At 50.1% G+C, this 1,448-nt stretch carries 1 protein-coding gene; it reads left to right on the top strand.

Going from position 1 to position 1,448, the window contains the following annotated elements:
- Positions 1 to 1,448: DUF2341 domain-containing protein (locus tag HWQ67_RS18425; protein WP_218254154.1), on the top strand; the 1,448-nt coding region annotated here is incomplete at both ends.

The raw sequence follows: 1,448 nt of genomic DNA, 5'->3' as shown, positions 1-1,448 counted from the left end.
GTATTTGGATGTCTTCGCCTGGTTCTACATAGATAAAGGCGCTCTCTTCTTTGATACCTCTGCTATCGCAGGGGGGATAGTAACAGGAGCAAGCCTTAATCTCTATGGGTCAAGCGACTCATCCACTACGGACTTTGACCTGACTCTACAAACCGGCGGGGCAACTTATCCTCACGACCCGATGCAGACTACGGACTATAACAAGTCCTATTATTCGGGCAATGGCGGAAGTAAAACAACAAGTGGCTGGAACACCGCGGGGTACAATGAGATTACTCTCTCCAGTTCCGGCATGGGGTGGATAGACACATCCGGCACTACCAAGTTCATGGTTCGCAGTAGCAGGGAAATAGCCGGTACCATTCCTGCTTTTACCATAGATGAAAGGGTAGCCTACTATGACGGGGGATGCGGGAACATAAGCCGAACCCCTTATCTCTCTGTCAATTACACCTGTGGGGACTGGCTCGATGATTACACTTACCGGAAGGTGTTTGGGATAACCGGCTCCTCCGCAGGAACTCAGACAAATTACCAGATGCGAGTCAATGTCTATGCGGCCTCCGGGACGGATTCGGGAAGCAGCGTGTATCTCAACTATACAATTCAAGCCGACTTCGATGATGTCAGGTTCACTACTCCCTCCGGGACTTCCTTAGACTCTTGGGTAGAAACCTATACCTCAAATGTCAGCGCGGTCTTTTGGGTTGAGTTTGACAGCATCGCCGCTTCTCCATCGGTGACTCAGTTTCTGATGTACTATGGCAACTCGGCAGCCACTTCTGGGAGTAACGGGGATAATACCTTTATCTTCTTTGATGACTTCTTAGGAACGAGTCTGAATACTAGCAAGTGGGCTGGGGATACGGCCTACGCTTCGGTGTCTGGCGGTATGTTGACGTACCAGAACGGTTCTGCGGCCTGGCGAGCTATCTATGGACAAACAGCTACAGGCAGTACGTCCTACGCTATAAGGGCAAATGGCAATTTGGACGAAACCGAAAGTGCTTATGGCTCACAAACACCTACTGGTAGTCATAAGGCATATATCTATCGAAGCTCGTCTACCACATATTACTTAACAAGGGACGGAGTAACACAGAGTCTTAATACCACCAACTTCTCCATAGACGCGTACAAGACCATAGAGTTAGCTGTTCGTGGGGGAAGCGGTGTTTATGGTTTTGAGAATGACGTGGCGAGGAGCCCTGCCTATGTGACTGTCACCCCGCCCAACTCTGCCGATATGAGAGCTGCAATATCGACGTATACCACTAACGGAATCAAGGTTGATTGGATTCTACTTCGTAAATATGTCTACCCGGAGCCCTCAATCAGCAGTTGGGGAAGCCCAAATACCCTTCCTGCTCCTACGGGAACCTCGGCATCGGATGGGACTTATACGGACAAGGTAATAGTCTCCTGGACGGAACCGTGCGGGGCTTCAG

This window comes from Candidatus Magnetobacterium casense, from assembly GCF_019173545.1.
Lineage (GTDB): Bacteria > Nitrospirota > Thermodesulfovibrionia > Thermodesulfovibrionales > Magnetobacteriaceae > Magnetobacterium > Magnetobacterium cryptolimnobacter.
The sequence above is the reverse complement of the archived record's forward strand: the minus strand, read 5'-3'. Positions and strand labels throughout refer to the sequence as shown.